The 15,301-nt window shown below is 60.1% G+C and carries 14 protein-coding genes; 3 read left to right on the forward strand and 11 right to left on the reverse strand.

The genetic code is table 11. The features are described from left to right. Positions 1–49: 49 nt before the first annotated feature. Positions 50–1,246 carry a 3-keto-disaccharide hydrolase gene (locus HNQ65_RS07750; protein WP_184338926.1) on the forward strand — a complete coding sequence of 399 codons (1,197 nt, stop codon included), beginning with the start codon at positions 50–52 and terminating at the stop codon, positions 1,244–1,246. Positions 1,247–1,277: 31 nt separating this feature from the next. Here the strand turns inward: HNQ65_RS07750 and HNQ65_RS07755 are convergent, their stop codons facing one another. Continuing rightward, positions 1,278–3,353, reverse strand: coding sequence for a prolyl oligopeptidase family serine peptidase (locus tag HNQ65_RS07755; protein WP_246437793.1), 2,076 nt, complete (start codon positions 3,351–3,353; stop codon positions 1,278–1,280). 96 nt (positions 3,354–3,449) lie between these two features. On the opposite strand from HNQ65_RS07755, the gene HNQ65_RS07760 reads away from it, so the two are divergent. After that, on the forward strand, positions 3,450–5,867 hold the full coding sequence (locus HNQ65_RS07760; protein WP_184338927.1) for an ATP-binding protein: 2,418 nt from the start codon (positions 3,450–3,452) through the stop codon (positions 5,865–5,867). 19 nt (positions 5,868–5,886) lie between these two features. Continuing rightward, positions 5,887–6,216, forward strand: a complete 330-nt coding sequence (locus HNQ65_RS07765) for a hypothetical protein (protein ID WP_184338928.1) — start codon at positions 5,887–5,889, stop codon at positions 6,214–6,216. A 24-nt stretch (positions 6,217–6,240) separates the two neighbouring features. Here the strand turns inward: HNQ65_RS07765 and HNQ65_RS07770 are convergent, their stop codons facing one another. The 10 genes from HNQ65_RS07770 to HNQ65_RS07815 form a co-directional block, all read right to left on the reverse strand. Then, a complete protein-coding gene (locus HNQ65_RS07770; RefSeq protein ID WP_184338929.1) occupies positions 6,241–7,404 on the reverse strand; it encodes a diflavin oxidoreductase in 1,164 nt (387 codons plus the stop codon). 46 nt (positions 7,405–7,450) lie between these two features. Next, complete coding sequence (gene creC, locus HNQ65_RS07775; RefSeq protein ID WP_184338930.1) at positions 7,451–8,878, reverse strand: two-component system sensor histidine kinase CreC; 1,428 nt, start codon at positions 8,876–8,878, stop codon at positions 7,451–7,453. Positions 8,879–8,881: 3 nt separating this feature from the next. Then, the gene (gene creB, locus HNQ65_RS07780) at positions 8,882–9,577 is read right to left on the reverse strand and encodes a two-component system response regulator CreB (RefSeq protein WP_184338931.1); all 696 of its coding nucleotides are present in this window, start codon (positions 9,575–9,577) and stop codon (positions 8,882–8,884) included. A gap of 105 nt (positions 9,578–9,682) precedes the next feature. Then, positions 9,683–10,867 (reverse strand): inner membrane CreD family protein, encoded by a 1,185-nt coding sequence (locus HNQ65_RS07785; RefSeq protein ID WP_184338932.1) that lies wholly within the window; start codon positions 10,865–10,867, stop codon positions 9,683–9,685. 33 nt (positions 10,868–10,900) lie between these two features. Continuing rightward, on the reverse strand, positions 10,901–12,052 hold the full coding sequence (locus HNQ65_RS07790) for a hypothetical protein (RefSeq protein ID WP_184338933.1): 1,152 nt from the start codon (positions 12,050–12,052) through the stop codon (positions 10,901–10,903). Between the two features lie 83 nt (positions 12,053–12,135). After that, complete coding sequence (locus tag HNQ65_RS07795) at positions 12,136–12,834, reverse strand: sulfite exporter TauE/SafE family protein (protein WP_184338934.1); 699 nt, start codon at positions 12,832–12,834, stop codon at positions 12,136–12,138. Continuing rightward, positions 12,821–12,976, reverse strand: coding sequence for a hypothetical protein (locus HNQ65_RS07800; RefSeq protein WP_184338935.1), 156 nt, complete (start codon positions 12,974–12,976; stop codon positions 12,821–12,823). Before HNQ65_RS07800 ends, HNQ65_RS07795 begins: the two co-directional genes overlap by 14 nt. Positions 12,977–12,990: 14 nt before the next feature. Next, positions 12,991–14,424: a cytochrome c oxidase accessory protein CcoG gene (ccoG, locus tag HNQ65_RS07805; RefSeq protein ID WP_184338936.1), complete on the reverse strand. Its 1,434-nt coding sequence runs from the start codon at positions 14,422–14,424 to the stop codon at positions 12,991–12,993. A 1-nt stretch (position 14,425) separates the two neighbouring features. Continuing rightward, positions 14,426–15,091, reverse strand: a complete 666-nt coding sequence (locus HNQ65_RS07810; protein ID WP_184338937.1) for a cbb3-type cytochrome c oxidase N-terminal domain-containing protein — start codon at positions 15,089–15,091, stop codon at positions 14,426–14,428. A gap of 33 nt (positions 15,092–15,124) precedes the next feature. Beyond that, complete coding sequence (locus tag HNQ65_RS07815; protein ID WP_184338938.1) at positions 15,125–15,280, reverse strand: hypothetical protein; 156 nt, start codon at positions 15,278–15,280, stop codon at positions 15,125–15,127. Between the last annotated feature and the right edge of the window lie 21 nt (positions 15,281–15,301).

Below are 15,301 nucleotides of genomic sequence, written 5' to 3' on the forward strand. Positions count from 1 at the left end.
CACACTTTGGCCGCGAAGCTGTGCCTTCCTGCACCGTATGGATCTGCACATGAAACCAACCTTGCTGCTCTCCATCCTCGCACTCGCAACGGCCCCTACCTTTACCAGCGCAGCTGAGGAAGAAGGCTTTGTCCCCATGTTTAATGGCAGAGACCTCAGCGGATGGGTGAACGCCAACTGCGCGCCGGAGACCTGGAGCATCAAGGACGGCGTGGTGAGCTGCACGGGCACTCCCACCGGAGCCATGCGCACAGAGAAGCAGTATGAAAACTTCATTTTGGAATGCGAGTGGCGGCACCTCAGCAGCGGCGGAAACTCCGGGGTCTTCATCTGGGGCAGCCCCATCTCCGCACCGGGTGTGCCCTTTCTGCGCGGCATCGAGGTGCAGGTGCTGGACCACGGTTACATGAAGCATGCCGATCCCAAGAAGCCGCGCTGGTTCACCACGCATGGCGATGTCTTCCCCATCCACGGCGCCACCATGGAGCCGCATGGCGAGCACAACGGCCAGCGCAGCTTTCCCAGCGAAGAACGCAGCAAACCCACCCCCGAATGGAACCACTACCGCATCACCGGCAACAACGGCACGCTCACTCTCGCGGTGAATGGCAAAGTGGTGAGCGGCGGCGACAAATGTTTCTGGCGCAAAGGCTACCTTGCCCTGGAATCCGAAGGCGCACCTGTTGAATTCCGCAACGTTCGCATCAAAGAACTGCCCAGCACCGGAGCCACAGCTGCTGACTCCGCACCGCTGGATCAAGGTTGGAAGCACCTGTACAACGGCATCGACCTGCGTGGCTGGAAAGTACCCGCCGGTGCTGAGGCTCGCTGGGTAGCCGCTAATTGGAACCTCAAGCTCATCTCCGGCCAGCCAACCGCTCCCCTCTGGAGCCAAATCGAGATCGCTGATGGCGAATACATCGCCGACTTTCAACTGCCGAAAGATGCCGACCTCACGCGAGCCTGTGCGGGCCTCTGCGTCCGTGGTCAGTCAGCGCCCGCTGTGCTTATCGGCAGCGGCACCGCCCCCATCGTCTTCGGTGCAGACAAGATAAAGCCCGGCAGATGGTACCGCGTGCGCCTCACACTCGAAGGCACCAAAGCCACCGCTACGCTGACCGAGCCTCAGGAGGCTAATCCGCAGGTAGTGGAGGGCAAGCTCGAAGGTGCTGCGAAAGGTCCAGTGGGTGTGGCGGATTTCGGCGGTGCTGTGAGCTTTGCGAACTTCTTTGTGAGGGAGCGCTAATCAACAAACGAAGAGCGTCCATCATCCCGCATCACATCCCCAGCGCCCGCACCAGAAACGCCCACTCGTCAGCTGTCTTCTCGATGGTCTTGTTAAGCGCTGTTCCCGCTCCATGCCCGGCACTGGTTTCGATGCGGATGAGCACGGGTGGACCTTCCTTGGCTTGACACTCCTGCAGGCGGGCGCCGAATTTGAAGCTGTGCGCGGGCACCACGCGGTCGTCGTGATCGCTGGTGAGCACCAGCGTGGCTGGGTAGCGGGTGCCAGTTTTAAGATTATGATAGGGCGAGTATTTGGCCAAGGCATTGAACTCCGCCTTGTTTTCCACGCTGCCGTAGTCGCTCTTCCAGCCCCAGCCGATGGTGAATTTTTCAAAGCGCAGCATGTCCAGCACGCCCACAGCAGGCAGTGCGGCGGCGTAGAGCTCCGGGCGCTGCGTCATGCACGCACCGACAAGAAGGCCACCATTGCTGCCGCCCTGGATCGCGAGCTTGTCTTTGCTGGTGTACTTGTGGGAGATCAGCCATTCTGCTGCGGCGATGAAGTCATCAAACACGTTCTGCTTTCCCAGCTTGATGCCTGCCTGATGCCACTCTCGGCCATACTCGCCACCGCCGCGCAGATTCGGCATGGCAAAGACGCCGCCCATCTCCAGCCAGACTGCACGCGAAATTGAAAAGCCGGGCATCATGTTGATGTTAAACCCGCCGTAGCCGTAGAGCAGCGTGGGGTTGGCACCGTCAAGCTTCAGCCCCTTTTTGTGCACGATGAACATGGGCACCCGAGTGCCGTCCTTGCTGTGGTAAAAGACCTGGTGCGTTTCGTAGGCGGTGCCGTCAAAGTCCACCTGCGGCTTTTTCCACAGACGGCTCTCTCCAGTTTTCAGATCCATGCGGTAGATGGCCCCGGGCTCGGTGAATCCGGTGAAGGTGTAGAAAGTCTCCGTATCGTGCCGATGACCACCAAAGCCACCCGCGCTGCCGATGCCTGGTAGCTTGACCTCACGAACAAGCTTGCCGTCGAGATCGAGACACTTCACCTCCGTCTTGGCATCGCGCAGGTATTCGCAGAACATGTAGCCACCAGCAGTGCTCACGCCTTCCAGCAGCACCTTGGGAACCTCAGGCACCACGATGCGCCAGCTGCCACGCTCCGGCTTGCGGATGTCGATGGCGATGACCTGATAGCATGGCGCATTCAGATCCGTGCGAAAATAGAAGATGGGACCTTCATTGTCGATGAACTCATAGCGTGCATCGTTGTCATTGAGCAGCTCCACCACCGGACCGCCTGCAATCTTCTGGTAAAAGACACGGTTCTTGGGCTCCGTGCCCAGCCACACCTGAATGACGAGATACTGCCCGTCCTCGGTGACACCGCCGCCAAAGCCCCATTTCGGCTGGTCTTTGCGCTCATAGATGAGCTGGTCCTCGCTCTGGGGCTTTCCCAGGGGATGAAAGTAAAGCTTGTGGAATTCGTTCTTCGCTGTCAGCGCCGCACCTGGCTTGGGCTCGTCGTAGCGCGAGTAGTAGAAGCCGCTGCCATCCTTGCGCCACGATACACCGCTGAACTTCACCCACCGCACCACGTCATCGAGATCCTGCCCAGTGGCGATGTCGCGCACGCGGATGGTATTCCAGTCACTGCCGGCCTCGGAGACGCCGTAGGCTATCAGTTTGCCGTCTTCACTGGGTGAATAGTCAGAGAGAGAAGTCGTGCCTTCCTTCGACATCGCATTCGGATCCAGCAGCACCTTGGCCTCTCCTTCTAGAGACTCGGCGGTCATGAGCACCGCCTGGTTTTGCAGTCCGGAATTGTAGGTGTAGAACCAGCGCCCGCCCTGCTCAAAGGGCCGCCCGACGCGCTCGTAGTTCCACAGCTTTTGCAGGCGTGTCTTGATCTCCTCGCGGCGCGGCAGCTTTTCAAGATATCCAAAGGTCACCGCATTCTGCGCCTTCACCCACGCCTTGGTCTCCTCAGAGTTGTCATCCTCCAGCCATCGATAGGGGTCGGAAACCGTCACGCCATGCAGCGTGTCTTTGACATCCTCCTTGCGCGTCTGTGGATAGGTCAGGGCTTCGGCGGCAAGAGAGGCGGTGGTCATCATGAACAGAAATGCGGCACGCATGTCTCACCCTGCCTGTCATTTTCTGCTTTGCAATCCAAGCGGCTTCCGCCACGCTTATTTCATTCTTCGCACTTCATGATCTCCCCTGACCAATACGAAAAGCTCGGCTCCTTCTACCTCGGCCGTGAGTATGACCTTAAAACCAAAAAGGTGCAGGATGACCTCATCCTCTACGACTCCAAGGACCTCGTGACGCACGGCGTCGTCCTCGGCATGACGGGCAGCGGCAAGACCGGCCTGTGCCTCGCGCTGCTCGAAGAAGCGGCGATGGATGGGGTGCCCGTCATCGCCATCGATCCCAAGGGAGACATCGGCAATGCGCTGCTCACCTTCCCCAACCTCACGCCGCAGGAATTCCGCCCGTGGATCAATGAGGACGAGGCACGCCGCAAAGGCCAGTCTCCAGACGACTACGCCGCCGCCCAATCTGCGCTCTGGCAAAAGGGCCTGGGTGAGTGGGGACAAAGCGCCGAGCGCATCCAGAAACTGCGCGCCACGGTGGACATGGCCATCTACACCCCCGGCAGCAATGCAGGCCTGCCCGTATCCATCCTCAGCTCTCTCAACTGCCCGCCTGCTGAAGTGATGGACGATGCCGAAGCGCTGGCCGACCGCATCGAGAGCACCGTATCCTCCCTGCTCGGCCTCATCGGCGTGGAGGCCGATCCCGTGCAGTCGCCTGAGCACATCCTGCTCAGCAACATCGTCTCCACCTGCTGGAAGAAAGGTCAAAACCTCAGTCTCGAAAATCTGGTGCGCCAGATCCAGCAGCCACCGCTGCGGAAGATCGGCGTGGTCGATCTTGAAAGCTTCTTCCCCGAGACCAAGCGCACCGCCCTGGCCATGAAGCTGAACAACCTGCTGGCCTCCCCCGGCTTCAGCACCTGGCTGGAGGGCGAGCCACTGGACATCCAGCGCATGTACTACACGCCCGAGGGCAAGCCGCGCATCACCATCTTCTGCATCGCTCATCTGAGCGATACCGAGCGCATGTTCTTCGTATCGCTGCTGATGAATCAGCTCCTGGGCTGGATGCGCGCACAGCAGGGCACCACCTCCCTGCGCTCCATCTTCTACATGGACGAGATCTACGGCTACCTGCCCCCCACGGCCATGCCGCCGTCCAAGAAGCCGCTGATGATCCTGCTCAAGCAGGCGCGCGCTTTTGGCCTTGGCATCCTGCTGGCCACACAAAACCCAGCCGACCTGGACTACAAGGCACTGGCCAACATCGGCACGTGGTGGCTCGGACGCCTGCAAACGGAACGCGACAAGATGCGCGTGCTCGATGGACTGGAAGGCGCGGCCAATACCGCCGGTGGAAAGTTTGACCGGCAGGAGATGGAGCAGACGCTCGCCGGGCTGGGCAACCGCGTCTTCCTCATGAACAATGTGCATGAAGACCACCCCGTGATCTTCACCGTGCGCTGGCTCATGAGTTATCTAAGCGGACCTCTCTCACGTCCGCAGATCAAAGCCCTCATGGACCCGCTGCGCCCGCGGGCCGGAGCCAATGCAGCCGCCGCTGCCGCAGCCGAGGACGATGGCTTCGCCCCTCCAGGCACGACCAGTGCCGCCGCCGGAGACCGCAACACGCTGCGCCCCAAGCTGCCCGAAACCGCCACCGAACTCTTCCAGCCGAGCGATGACGACGGCGAGCGCATCACTTACACACCCGCCATCCTGCGCAGCGCCACAGTGGTGTTTGACGATGCCAAGCGCAAGATCAGCGGCCGCGGCACAGTCACGCTCGTCAACGAGATCGACATCGAGAAGCAGAAGGTTCTTTGGGACAAGTTTGTCGATGTGCCCAAGGACGACGATCTCTCCAAATACGAGTCCGAGCCCAAAGAAAACGCCGCCTATGCCGACCTCCCCGGTCCAGCGCTGAAAAGCACCACCTACACCAGCATCAAGAAAGACTTCGCCGACTGGGTCTTTGCGAATCACAGCCTGGAGGTCTTTTACTCGCCGTTGCTGGAGGCCTACTCCAATCCCGGTGAGAAGCAGGACGAGTTCAAAGCCCGCATTACGCAGACCGCACGTGAGCAACGCGATGCCGCCATTGAGGAACTGCGCACCAAGACCGTCAAGGCCATGAAGTCCTTGCAGGACAAGGCGGAGAAAGCCGCCGGCAAGGTGGACGTGCAGCAGGCGCAGTCCAGCGGTGCCAAGCTAAGCGCCGCCGTTCAGATCGGCAGTACTCTGCTGGGCATGTTCATGGGCCGCAAAGGCAGCGCTGTAAAAGCCAGCACCATCACCAGCGCCTCCCACGCCTGGAAAGAAAGCCAGGACGTCAAAGCTGCACAAAACGAACTGGACGCCCTCAAGGCCGACATCGCCGAACTGGAAAAACAGATCGCCGACAACACTCAGAAAATCCGCGACCAGTACGATCCCGCCACGCTGACCTTTGAAACCTTCAAGCTCACCCCGATGAAGAAAAACATCCAGGTGACCGCGACGGGGATTTTGTGGCTGGCGAGGTCTTAGCTTCGACATTCACAACAACATGGCCTTTATCATCCAAGCATGGCGCGAATTTTGGCTCAGCCATCGTCTGCGCAGAGCCATTGAGAAGCAGGCCGCGCGACTCTTTGACATTACGGAGAGGAAGGTTGTTGTGGAAATACTGGCCTGTAGCACCTTTCCATTGCTGGAACAGCGCAGAGCCGAATCACTGCGCGTCAAACTGGCAATCCTCATTCTTTCCCAAGGAAAGCAGGAACGATTTCAAGAGATGCTGGCACTGGCCACGCGCGACTGGCGCGACGTGCTAATGGCTGCGGACATGGGTTGGCCCAACTGGCAAGAAATACTGCAGCGCAAAGGAGTATGGTGATTTAACCCACTCCTCGCACTCGGCTCAATACACATCCCGCCGGTACCTCTTCGCCTCCTTCATCGCATGCACGTACGCGGCGGCTTCATCCACTGTTTTGCGACCCTGCTGCTCCACGATGGTGTGCAGCGCCTTGTCCACATCACTCGCCATGCGTGCGGCATCGCCGCAAACATAGAAGATGGCGCCCTGCTCCAGCCAGGCCCAGAACTCCGCGCTGTTTTCCAGCATCTTGTGCTGCACGTAGATTTTCTCAGCCTGATCACGGCTCCAAGCCGTGCTGAACTTCGTCAACGTGCCGTCAGCAAGATAGCCTTCAAACTCATCCTTGTAGAAGAAGCAGGACTTGGAGCTGACCTCTCCAAAGAACAGCCAGGCCTTGCCCTTGGCATTCGTCGCCTTGCGCTCTTCCAAAAAAGCACGGAAGGGAGCGATGCCCGTTCCCGGCCCGCACATGATGATGGGCGTCTCATCCTGCGGCTCAGGCAGGCGGAAGCCCTTTCCATGATTCACAAAGCAAGGAATCAGCGTTTTATTCGGCGTCACACGCTCTGCGAGGAAGGTGGAGCACACACCACCGCGTGCACGATTGTGGCTGGTGTAGCGCACTGTGGCCACAGTCAGGTGCACCTCTTCCGGGTGCGCTTTCTGGCTGCTGCTAATGGAATACAAACGAATGTTCAGCTTCTTCTGCGTGGCCATGAACTCATCCGGCGTGAATTTCGCGATGGGATTCTCCAGCAGCAGGTCCACCACAAAGCGGCCCCAGAGGTACTCTTTGAGAGCCTCTTTCTTCTCCGGCACGCTGAGATCTGCCAGCAAGGTGTCACCATCCGTCTTTTCCACGATGGCCTTGATGAGCTTGTTGTCGATCTCGGTGATGAGCGCTCCTTCTGTCAGCGCCTGCCGGATCGGCACCTCAACACCCGTCTTGGGATGCTTCACGATCTCTGCACCGGAGAAGCCGAGCGCGTCCAGCGTGTCCTGGACCAGCGCCGGATCATTCGTAGGCTGCACAGCCAGCGAGTCCCCAGGCGTGTATTCCAGCCCTGAGCCAGCCAGATCGATCTCATAGTGAGCGGTGTGCTTGGGTGCATCCGGTCCGGAGAGATTGTACATCCGCTTCACCTTGGCGATGCAGGGATTTTTCACGTTATAGACAGGCTTTCCAGCTTCGGGTGTGCTCATGCACGGAGCCTATAAAGGCGGCCCGCCATTGTCAAACCTGCCCTCTTCAGCCTGGAAGGATCAGCATGGCCTTGGCACCTGCTGTGCCTTCGCGATTGGTTAGCTCCACGCTGCCACCATGCAGCTGCGCCACCTCTTTCACAAAGCAGAGCCCCAGGCCGGTGCTCTTCTTGCCGCTGTCCGGACGCGGCAGCGAGTAAAAGCGCTCAAACACACGCTCGCGCGCATAGTCAGGAATGCCCGGCCCGCAGTCCTCGATTTCAATCGTCACCTTGGAATCAAAGCGGTAGCCTCGTGCGATGATCACGCTGTCCTTGGGCGCAAAGTCGATGGCATTTTGCAGCAGATTGCCAACGGCCAGCTCCAGCAGCCAGGGGTCCCCTTTGATCATGAGGTCTGCAGCCATGTCACGTTCCAGCCGCACCTCCTTGGCCTGTGCGATCAGCGCTAGATGATCCCAGGCACAATCAAACACCGCAGCCAGATTCACCATCTCATGAGTCTCCAGCTTTTTCTGCTTCTCCAGCGCGGCCAGGTGTAGCAGGCGCTCCAGCAGATCGCGCAGACGGGCGGCCTCAGTGCGGATGTTTTGCAGAAAGCGCGCACGCTTGGGCTCCGGCACATCGCCCTGCAAAATCTCGCCCGCGCCCAGGATGGCTGCCACGGGGCTCTTCAGCTCATGCGTGAGGCTCTGAACATAGTGCTCCACATATTCACGCCCCTCCAGAGCATCACGCATGTCTTCCAGCGCACGGGCCAGCGTCTTCATTTGATGCCCCGGCATGTGCGGCAGCGATGAGCGCTCTCCCCGGCTCACCGCGAGCGCATGTTGCGTCAGCTGTTCCAGGGGCCGCGTGGCCCAGCGTGCCGCCAGGTAGATGCCCAGCAGCATCAGCAGCACCGTGGTGATCACTGACCACTTCAGCCAGCGCTCCGTTTCCCACACAAAGGCCAGCACTCCGCGCTGCGGCTTGGCCACGCTCAGCATGCCGATGATTTTGCCCTCATGTCTGATCGGCGCGCCCACATACATCACGATGGAAAGAGGATCGTAGTCACTCACACGGCTGGATCGTGCCCCATACTGCCCTGTCAGCGTCAGGTTCACATCGCGATGGTTCGAGATAGCACCCGGTTTTTCAATGCCTGCCGAATCAAATAGCACCCGCCCCTGCGCATCGGTCACATACACCTGCATGTCCACCTTGGCCTTGCGCAGATTGTAGATCTGCGCATTCAGCTGGCGCTGCTGTGCGGCGCGCACCGCCTTTTCCACCGCCTGCGGCTTCAGCACACCATCCTCCGCATCAGCAGCAATGATCTCGGCGAGGATGTTGGCCACATCCACCATCGGCTCCTCGATGGCCTCAAAGTACTGCCGCTCCACACGATGGATGAGCTGCGTGGAAAGCAGCAGCAGCCCCACCGTCGTCACCACGGCAAAGCCCAGCATAAAGCGCGCAGTCAGGCTCATGCGTCAGTCAGGCCAGGTTTCCAGCAATGAGTAGCCCATGCCACGATGGGTCACGATGGGCTCCAGCCCCGCACGCACGCCACGCATGCGGGCGCGCAGCGTCTTCACATGCGTGTCCACCGTGCGCTCCATGGAGGCGTCCGGCTCCTCGGAGGCATGGTCCATCAGCTGCTCGCGGCTGAAGACACGGCCCGGATGCGCCGCAAAGGCCTTGAGCATGCGAAACTCATAGCGCGAGAGATTCAGCGCTGTGCCGTAGTAGATGGCCTGGCAGCGTACGTCATCGATCACGAGCGGCACCGTCGTATCCGGCCGCTGCGCAGGCAGCGGCACGGCGGACACACGCCGCAGGATGGCGCGCACTCGGGCCACCAGTTCGCGCGGGCTGAAGGGCTTCACCACATAGTCATCTCCGCCGATCTCCAGCCCCACCACGCGGTCCACCTCGCTGGACCGTGCGGTGAGAAAGAGCACCGGCAGCGCCCTCGTCTTGCGGATCTCCCGGCACACCTCAAAGCCTGTCATGTCCGGCAGCCCCACATCCAGAATCACGAGGTTGAATTCCTGCGCCTTCATGAGGTCCAGCGCCGCACGCCCCGTGGCAGCAGTGCTCACGACAAAGCCATCGGCTTCGAGCGCATAGACGACATTTTCACAAATGGAGGGCTCGTCTTCGACAATGAGTATTTTGGCAGACATTTAGGCTGTGGGTGGATTGTTGAACCGCCGGACTCCTGCGGACAAGACGCATGTGCAAAATTTGCTCACCAGCACGTCCCATCAGCAGTCTTTCTTGGCAGGGACTCAGGCCAACTTCGGGGAGACTTCCCCCAGCCTCTGGCTCCAGTCCACCTTGGCCGTCAGCGCCATCAGCACAGCCAGCGTCACGACACCACCCAGCGTGAGCGTCAGACCCGTGAGTCCCTTGAAGAAAAAGCTGTAGCTGAAGAGCACCATGTAGGAGACCTGCGCCGCCACCCCCACACGAAAGAGAAACTCCCCAGCCGCCGCACGCAGATACCCGCACACCAGCAGCAGCGAAACAGTAGCCGCGAGCACAAAGCTCAGATGCACCGGCATCAGATCCAGCATGTAGGAAAACAGCAGAGGAAAGGCAAAGAAGCCTGCTGCGAGAAAGAAGTAGTTCACAGGATGCAGCGATACCCCGCGCGAGGTGGCCGTGATGATGACCACCACAAAAAACATCAGCAGCGAGAGCGGCGAATAACGGGAGATCTGCGCCGCCACCGGTCCGGCATTAAGTTCGCGCGGCATCTCCATGCCGATGCCAGGCGCGGAGATGGCGTCTTCATATTTCCACACCAGCTCCATGCCCTTCTCTGTCGGCCTGCGATCCGTTGGCGAGCTGACCGGAAAATTCACATCCGTGAAATCCGTGTTCATGGTCAGCGTAAAGTCACGGATGCGGCTGGCATCTGAAAAGGCATAATCCCAGACATCCATGCCACGGCATTCATAGCTCAGCTCCACCGGAATGCTCTCTCCCGGAGCCAGTTGCACGCTGTCGGTCATGGCCCCCTCCAGCGGTGCAGCCACAGACCGACGTGCGGCAGTCCCTTCCCCCAGGGTAAAGCGGATTTTGTCCAGCAGCGTCTTTCCAGAGGGCAGATCAAAGCCGATGTGCAGTGTCTGCGTGATGGCCGTGGTATTGGTAAAGGTGTAGGCCCCGGCAAACTTCACGCCGTAGGTGCGCTGCCATAGCAGGCCCATCTTCACCGGCTGATACGCCAGCTGCACTTTCACATCACTCTTAGCTGGCTGGAGCACCATGCTGGTGCCGCTGGATGAGGTGTATCTCGCCTGTGGATGTTTTTGCACCAGCCTCGGCCCCCAGCGTCCGCTCACGGTGTCTCCGGTTTCATAGCTCACATGCAAGGTGCGCTGGCTCACGACTGCTCCTAGCAGCCACCAGGCGATGGTGGTGCAGACAAAGATGACGGCGATGACGATAAGATGACTGTATTTCATGACGGTGTTTGAGTTTGAAGGGTAGAAATGAGATCAGTTGCTGCTGCGTTTGCGGTAGGTGATGCGGGCCTGTGGCTGTTGATCGCGGCAGAGCGATTTGCGCAGATGCAGTCCGGTAGCGGTGGTCTTCTCAGAGACAGGGTCCACGTTGCCGCTAAAGCTCAGCTCGTAGGCCGTGGGCAGTTGCACATTCCAGTCGATCTGCTTCGCAAAGAGAGGCGTCTGTGGCAGAGCCAGCTCCAGCTCTCCCTCCGCAGTCTGCAGCGGCGGCAGCATGGCGGTGAAGGAAAACTTCACCTCAGACTCCGCGCCATCCGTGGCCGGATCATCCAGCGGTATCTCCAGCCGCACGGCATCCTTCACCACCGGGCGCACAGGCTCGCCGTTCACATGGCATTGCAGCAGCTTCGCAGACTCGGGCAGCTTCAGTTCCAGCCGCGTGGTGTGATCATGCCGCACCAGCACCGCCCCCTCCGTCAGCACAGAGCCATCCCGCACCACCTCCGTGTTGTAGGTGGCTTCGGAGATGATCGCATCATCCGTGCCGCTCGCAGCAGCAGGTTGCACCGGCTTGCGGCTGTCCTCGATGCTCAGCGTCACTTCGCCTCCTTGGGATGGCAGCGCCACTTTTCCCGGAGCAGAGAGGCTCAGCGTGTTGGCCCCCTGCTGTAAGCGCATGTTTTTGCCATCCGGCAGCTCATTAAAAGTCAGCGCTGCTATCGGTGCAGGTGCCAGGTGCAGCACGGTCCCCTGCCCCGGTGCAGCCAGCGCAAAGGACAGCTTCACCTGCTGCGCCCCCGCCTTGTCCGTGATCAGGCAGATGTGTCCATCAGCCACCACCAGTCGCGCATCCTTTGGCTCCACCGCCGTCGCCCCCATCGTGGCACCCGCAAGGGGAATCGCATGCCAGCCACCGTCAAAGTTTTCCACCTGCATCTCAGCGGTCAGAGCTCCCGCCTTGGCATTGAGGTCATATAGCGCCGAGAGCAGTGCGGCCGTGATGGGTGGCGGCGGTGGCTTGGGCGGTTCTGGCGTCTCCTTGGGCAGCGTGGCCGCCACCAGACGCTTCAGCTCGCCGTAGGTGATGCGCACCTCGCTCTCATCGAGCGTGGCGCTGGTGACGGGCCGTGGGGTTTGCGCCAGCAGTGCGCCGGCGGACATCAGGAGGATGAGGAGTGCTTTCATCGCTCCTCATCTTCAAAAGCGGCGTGAAACCTTGATGAACCGGAGATGAAATGATGATGAAATAATCGTGGACTGCAATCAGCTCACAGCCCCGCATGGCAGCAGCTCGGAATCGCATCACTGCCAAAGTCCAGCGTGCCGCGCAGGCGCCAGGCCATGATCAGCGCGGCGGTGAAGGCGAGCGTGCGCTGCAGCTTGCGCAGCGTCTGCGGTTGGATCCTGCCGCTGATGGCATGCAGTTGTGTCTGCGCTATCCACAGCAGCGGCAGCGTGCCCAGACCAAAGGCAAAGGCAAACTCCGCGCCTTTGAAGGCAGAGCCATTCGCCATCGCCAGCGCAAACATCATATACAGCGGGCCGCAGGGCAGCAGCGGCGTGGCAAAGCCCAGCAGCCCCGCGCGCATGGCGCTGTGCATGCGAAAGGCCAGCGTCTGAATGCGGCGCACGCCCTCGCGCAAGAACTGCGGCTTGGGCAGGCAGGTCTCCAGCCCGAGGCCCACAATCGCAAAGGCGATCACCATCAGCCATGGCAGCACGATGCCTGCGCCATGCTGGAAAAACTTCAGCGGCATCACCCCCACCGTGCCAGCAATGGCCCCCACCAGCGCATACGCCACCAGCCTGCCGCCGTGGTAGAGCGCCGTGTCCCGCATAAAGCTGGACGCCCCCGGCTTGGACGACACCGCCCATGAGCATGAGAGCGGCCCGCACATGCCCACACAGTGCACACTCGTGACGAGCCCCGCCAGAAAGGCGGCTGCGCTGGTATCAATGGACTGCATGAGCGGAGCGGGTGACGAGCGGCACCTCCGGCGGCGCGTTTTTCACTGCCAGTGTGATGAAATAAACCCACCAGGCCACAAAGCCGGTGAAGACCACGGCCACGAGGATCCAAGGGCGCGATTTGAGGCTTTTGGGCATCATGGCTTTGTCAGGGGTTAGTGGATGAAATCTTTGGCGTTGAGCTTGGCGGCGGGCACGGCCTGTGGGTCGGGTCCCAGATACTCCATCACGCGAGTCTCGCTGGAGTCTCCACGCGTGGTGTCCACCACCTTGATGGTAAACTTGAAGCGCTTTTGATACTCCGCCTGCGGCATGGTCAGCACCAGTGTTTTCTGATCTTCCTGCATGGGCCCCAGCTCTATCGTCTGGTCCATGCCGATGACGCTCAGCGACTTTGGCACCTCGCCCATCAGCTCCATCTTGTAGGTGGAGGTGGCATTGCGCTTGTTGATGATGCGGAGCTGGAACTGATTGCGGATGACGCCGTTGTCCACATAGAAGGATGCGCCACCCATGCGCACCACACTGGCACGCAGCGGAGAAATGCGGGAGACCGCCGCGCCAAAACCTGAGATCCACACCAGCAGGATGAAAGTGTAGAAGATCGTGCGCGGACGGATGAACTTGGTCTTGCTGCCGTTCAGCCCCTTGTAGGAGTCGTAGCGCACCAGCCCGGTTGGACGCTTGAGCTTGTGCATGATGTCATCACACGCATCCACACAGGCAGCACAGCCGATGCACTCCAACTGCAGGCCATTGCGGATGTCGATGCCCGTCGGGCACACCTGCACGCAACGGCGGCAGTCCACGCAGTCTCCCGCAGGCTTTTCCACCGTGCCTTTGCCACGTGGTTCGCCACGCTTCTTGTCGTAGCCGATCACCACGGAGTTATCATCCGTCAGCGCTGACTGGAGACGACCGTAGGGGCAGAGGATGATGCAGAACTGCTCGCGGAACCAGCTGAAGGAGAAATAAAGCGCGCCAGTGAGAAAGACCACCACGCCAAAAGCCTTGGCATGATGCGTCGGCGATTCATGCATCATCTCATACAGCGCCCGGATCGAGACAAAATAGCTCAGAAAGATGTGAGCGATTGCCGCAGAGATCAGGATGAAGAGCGTGTGCTTCACCACCCGCTTGGTGATTTTGGAGGCGGTCCAAGGTGCGTCCTCCAACTGACGGCGGGCGGTTCCGTCTCCGTCGATCCAGCGCTCCACCCGTCGATAGAGCTGCTCCATGAAGACGGTGTAGGGACACGTCCACCCGCACCACACGCGGCCAAACAGAGAGGTGATGTAGAAGAGGCTGAACGCCAGCCCCGTCACCAAAAAGAATCCAATCCAGAGATCCTGCGTGGCCAGGATGAGCCCAAAGAAGTGAAAGCGCCGCTCCTGCACGTCCAAAAAGACGGCCGGAAACCCGTTTACCGGAATCCACGGCAGCGCGATATAGATGACCAGCAGCACCAAGGCCGCGACACGCCTCCACCGGGTGAATGGACCCTGAACATCAGACGGATGGACGAATTTTCGTGAACCGTCGGCATGAATGGTGGAGAGCGAGTCGAGAGTGGGCGCGTTGGTCTTCATCTTATTTGCCTGCTGCAGGCGGAGTGGCTGACACGGCGGCTGCGGCAGGTGCAGCGGCGGCGGCACCAGCTTTCAGCGGTGAATCGGCGGCAAGTGTCACGGGTTCACCTTTCTTGTGCTTGCTGAGCACGAATGCAACGACTTCCACCACACGATTGAGTCCGAGCTGCGGCTCCCATGCAGGCATTCCTTTAGTGATGTCTGGCGCACCCTTGCGCACGATGCCAAGGATCTGCAGCGGGTTGCCGCCATGCTTCCATTCAGTGTCATTGAGCGGCAGGCCGGGCAGCTTCACGGTGCCCAGATGTGCGGAAAGGTCAGGCGCATGGCAGGCCACGCAGGTGGTGCCAAAGGTGGCCGCACCGGCGCTCACCACTTTCTCATCCTGAGACATGGCCCAGAGCTTCTCATCGCTGAGCTGCTCCAGCTCCTTGAGCTGCGCTGCTTTGATGGCGGCCATCTGCTTGTCCACCTGTTCCGGGCCGGACTCGCCCAGGTGCAGCTGATAGTAGGCCACCCAGGCGATGACGAACCAGACGATGGTGATGTACCAGGTGAAGAGCCACCAGTTGGGCAGCTTCTGATCGTACTCCTGAATACCGTCGTAAACGTGGTCACGCAGGACGGGACCGTTGTCGGTGCTTTTGTTGGGAGATGATGGATTCATGACGAAAACGTGTGTGGAGAGTTAATTAGGCTTTCAGTCATCCAGCGGCAGATGGGAGAGCTGGTCGGCGCTCTCCTTGCGCAGCTTGATGGCGCGAATGACGAAGAGTAGGAACACGGCTGCGGTCACGCCAAAGGCGAGATAGGGTACCCAGTCGAGCGCAGAGTCGTAGATGATGCGTTTGTACATATGATGCTGCGGGTAGAGGGT

This window comes from Prosthecobacter vanneervenii (genome assembly GCF_014203095.1).
Classification (GTDB): domain Bacteria; phylum Verrucomicrobiota; class Verrucomicrobiia; order Verrucomicrobiales; family Verrucomicrobiaceae; genus Prosthecobacter; species Prosthecobacter vanneervenii.

Coding starts and splice junctions, on each gene's coding strand:
- creC (WP_184338930.1), bottom strand. CDS start 8,878: ATGAGCCTGACTGCGCGCTTTATGCTGGGCTTTGCCGTGGTGACGACG.
- HNQ65_RS07765 (WP_184338928.1), top strand. CDS start 5,887: ATGGCCTTTATCATCCAAGCATGGCGCGAATTTTGGCTCAGCCATCGT.
- HNQ65_RS07760 (WP_184338927.1), top strand. CDS start 3,450: ATGATCTCCCCTGACCAATACGAAAAGCTCGGCTCCTTCTACCTCGGC.
- HNQ65_RS07790 (WP_184338933.1), bottom strand. CDS start 12,052: ATGAAAGCACTCCTCATCCTCCTGATGTCCGCCGGCGCACTGCTGGCG.
- HNQ65_RS07800 (WP_184338935.1), bottom strand. CDS start 12,976: ATGATGCCCAAAAGCCTCAAATCGCGCCCTTGGATCCTCGTGGCCGTG.
- HNQ65_RS07795 (WP_184338934.1), bottom strand. CDS start 12,834: ATGCAGTCCATTGATACCAGCGCAGCCGCCTTTCTGGCGGGGCTCGTC.
- HNQ65_RS07750 (WP_184338926.1), top strand. CDS start 50: ATGAAACCAACCTTGCTGCTCTCCATCCTCGCACTCGCAACGGCCCCT.
- creB (WP_184338931.1), bottom strand. CDS start 9,577: ATGTCTGCCAAAATACTCATTGTCGAAGACGAGCCCTCCATTTGTGAA.
- HNQ65_RS07770 (WP_184338929.1), bottom strand. CDS start 7,404: ATGAGCACACCCGAAGCTGGAAAGCCTGTCTATAACGTGAAAAATCCC.
- HNQ65_RS07755 (WP_246437793.1), bottom strand. CDS start 3,353: ATGATGACCACCGCCTCTCTTGCCGCCGAAGCCCTGACCTATCCACAG.
- HNQ65_RS07785 (WP_184338932.1), bottom strand. CDS start 10,867: ATGAAATACAGTCATCTTATCGTCATCGCCGTCATCTTTGTCTGCACC.
- HNQ65_RS07810 (WP_184338937.1), bottom strand. CDS start 15,091: ATGAATCCATCATCTCCCAACAAAAGCACCGACAACGGTCCCGTCCTG.
- ccoG (WP_184338936.1), bottom strand. CDS start 14,424: ATGAAGACCAACGCGCCCACTCTCGACTCGCTCTCCACCATTCATGCC.
- HNQ65_RS07815 (WP_184338938.1), bottom strand. CDS start 15,280: ATGTACAAACGCATCATCTACGACTCTGCGCTCGACTGGGTACCCTAT.